Below are 2,748 nucleotides of genomic sequence, written 5' to 3'. Positions count from 1 at the left end.
CCAGCGAGGTATCGTCATGCTGCTCGAAGGTTCCTGCCACTGTGGCGCGGTGCACTTTCGCGTCGACTCCCCCCATCCCTATCCCTATCAGCGCTGCTACTGCTCGATCTGTCGCAAGACCGCCGGCGGTGGCGGCTATGCCATCAACCTGGGGGCCCGTGCCGAGACCCTCGCGGTGGAGGGCGCGGAGCACAAGCGGGTCTACCATGCCGTGATCGACGGCGAGGAGAGCTCGGGCGAGCGTCACTTCTGCGGCCGCTGTGCCAGCGCGCTGTGGGTCTTCGACCCCGGCTGGCCCGAGCTGGTGCATCCCTTCGCCTCGGCCATCGACAGCGAGCTGCCGGTCCCGCCCGAGCGGGTCCACCTGCTGCTCGACAGCAAGGCCTCATGGGTGGAGATCGAGGCTCGCGACAGCGACCGGTGCTTCGCCGGCTACCCCGAGGAGAGCCTCGCCGAGTGGCACCGGCGCCTGGGACTGGAACGCTAGCTGCCGGGACTGGCAGCACGGTATGGCTGTGCCACAATGACGCTGCCCGAAGGGCGTGCCGGGAGGAGGTGCCCGGCAAGCGACGCACGGTGAGCGGAGGAGCGCGATAATGACGGAACAGGCGGCAAGCAGCGCAGGGATTCCGGTGGGCATCAGCGCCTGCCTGATGGGCGAGCAGGTGCGCTACAACGGCGGGCACAAGCGCTCCCGCTACTGCCTGGAGGTCCTCCAGGACCGTTTCGCCTTCGAGCCCTTCTGCCCCGAGCTCGAGGCCGGCCTCGGCGTGCCCCGTGACCCCATCCGTCTGGTCGGGCTGCAGGGCGAGGAGCCCCGCGTGCAGGGCACCCGGGATCCGAGCCTCGACGTCACCGAGCGGCTGGCCGAGGTCAGCGCAGACTTTGCCGCCCGCCACCGTCACCTGCGCGGCTTCATCCTGATGAAGGGGTCGCCGAGCTGCGGACTGGAGCGGGTCAAGGTCTATCATCCCAACGGCATGCCCAGCCATGCCGACTCGGGTGTCTTCGTGCGCACCCTGCGACGCCACTTCCCGGAGCTGCCGCTGGAAGAGGAGGCGCGCATGAACGACCCGGTGCTGCGCGAGAACTTCATTACCCGGGTCTATGCCTTCGACGACTGGAAACGCCGGGTGGAGGCTGCCCCCAGCTATCACGCCCTGCTGCAGTTCCACAGCCGGCAGAAGTATCTGCTGATGGCACATCACGTGGAGGCCTACCGTGAACTGGGGCGTTACCTGGCCGAGTCGAGCAAGGTAGCGCTGGAGGAATCCATGGCCCACTACCTGCAGCGTTTCATGGCCGCGCTGAGCCGTCCGGCGACCCGCAAGACCCACACCAACGCGCTGATGCACGTGCTGGGCTATCTCAAGGAAGCCGTGGATGGCGAGACCCGACAGGACCTGCTGGCGGCCATCGAGGACTATCGCCTGGGGCGCGTGCACCTGGTGGTGCCGATCCGCCTGCTCAACCACTACGTGAAGCGTCACGGCTCGGATTATATCCGCGAGCAGACCTACCTGGACCCGCACCCCTACGAGCTGGGGCTGCGCAATACCATCTGACGGTGTTCCCGGCCCTCGGAGCTGCTTCCTCAATCAGGGCTGGCGCTCACCGCGGGTCGAGCGCAGCAGCACCCGGTCCAGGGCCCGGGTACCGAGCAGGCGCTTGAGGGTGCCGAACAGGTGGGTCGGCACGGTCACGTAGTAGCGCGCCTTCGGGCGCGGGCTCTCCAGGGCGTGCACCAGTTTGTCGACCACGGCCGCGGCGCCCAGGGTGAAGCGTCCGCCGCCGTCGTCGCCGGCCAGTCGGGCCTCGACGGCCCGGTAGGTATCGGCATGGGCGCTGTGGGCGGTGTCGATATGTGCCTTGAAGGCACGGTAGGCGTTCTCGCGAAAGCGGCTGGTGATGGGCCCCGGCTCGATCAGGCTGACATGGATGCCGGTGCCGTTGAGCTCCAGGCGCAGGGTGTCGGTCAGTCCCTCCAGGGCGAACTTGGAGCAGACATAGGCGCCACGGTAGGGCAGGGCAGCCAGGCCCAGCACCGAGCTGTTCTGCACGATGCGCCCGTGGCCCTGGCGGCGCATCGCCGGGAGTGCCCGGCAGGTGAGCTCATGGGTGCCGAGCAGGTTGGTCTCCAGCTGGGCACGCAGCACCTCGCGGCCGAGGTCTTCCACGGCGCCGGGCTGGCCATAGGCGGCATTGTTGAACAGCGCATCGAGTCGCCCGCCGGTCGCCTCCAGCACGGTCGCGACGCAGGCCTCGATCGAGGCGCTGTCGTCCAGTTCCAGCGACACGGCTTCCAGGCCCGCATCCCGCAGCCCGGCCAGGTCCTCCTCGCGTCGGGCGGTGGCGAACACGCGCCAGCCGCGGCGTTCCAGGGCGTGGGCGGCGGCGTGGCCGATACCGCTGGAGCAGCCGGTGACCAGCACGCTGCGGGGTGAGGCATCGGGAGAGACGGGCATCGGCGAGGCTCCAGGCAGAGGGAAGGTCGAAGTCCGGTGCCCCGGGGGCCCGGAGAGTGCACCTCCGCACTCTGTCGCCTGGCGTCCGGCCATGCAAGCCGGCCGCGAAGCCCCTACAATGCGACCCTGTTCCGAGACCGATCCGCCATGCCCGATACCCTCTCCCATGCCGACCGCTTCGCGCGACTGACCGCACTGCTGGCCGAGTGGCAGCCGCTGTGGCGTCCCCTGCCGTTCCAGTATCGCCGGCTTCCCTGGGCCGAGGCGCATCCCGGGCTTGCCG

At 69.1% G+C, this 2,748-nt stretch carries 3 protein-coding genes; 2 read left to right on the top strand and 1 reads right to left on the bottom strand.

Annotation, left to right across the window (positions count from 1 at the left end; genetic code table 11):
* The first annotated feature begins 16 nt into the window (after window positions 1-16).
* Window positions 17-487, top strand: a complete 471-nt coding sequence (locus RI841_RS15865; RefSeq protein WP_310706601.1) for a GFA family protein — start codon at window positions 17-19, stop codon at window positions 485-487.
* Between the two features lie 109 nt (window positions 488-596).
* Complete coding sequence (locus tag RI841_RS15860) at window positions 597-1,565, top strand: DUF523 and DUF1722 domain-containing protein (protein ID WP_310706599.1); 969 nt, start codon at window positions 597-599, stop codon at window positions 1,563-1,565.
* Window positions 1,566-1,598: 33 nt separating this feature from the next.
* Here the strand turns inward: RI841_RS15860 and RI841_RS15855 are convergent, their stop codons facing one another.
* Complete coding sequence (locus tag RI841_RS15855; protein WP_310706598.1) at window positions 1,599-2,465, bottom strand: SDR family oxidoreductase; 867 nt, start codon at window positions 2,463-2,465, stop codon at window positions 1,599-1,601.
* Between the last annotated feature and the right edge of the window lie 283 nt (window positions 2,466-2,748).

Origin of the sequence: Halomonas sp. (assembly GCF_031581305.1) — a bacterium.
Lineage (GTDB): Bacteria > Pseudomonadota > Gammaproteobacteria > Pseudomonadales > Halomonadaceae > Halomonas.
Note: the sequence above shows the minus strand (reverse complement) of the source record. Positions and strands in the feature narration are given on the sequence as shown.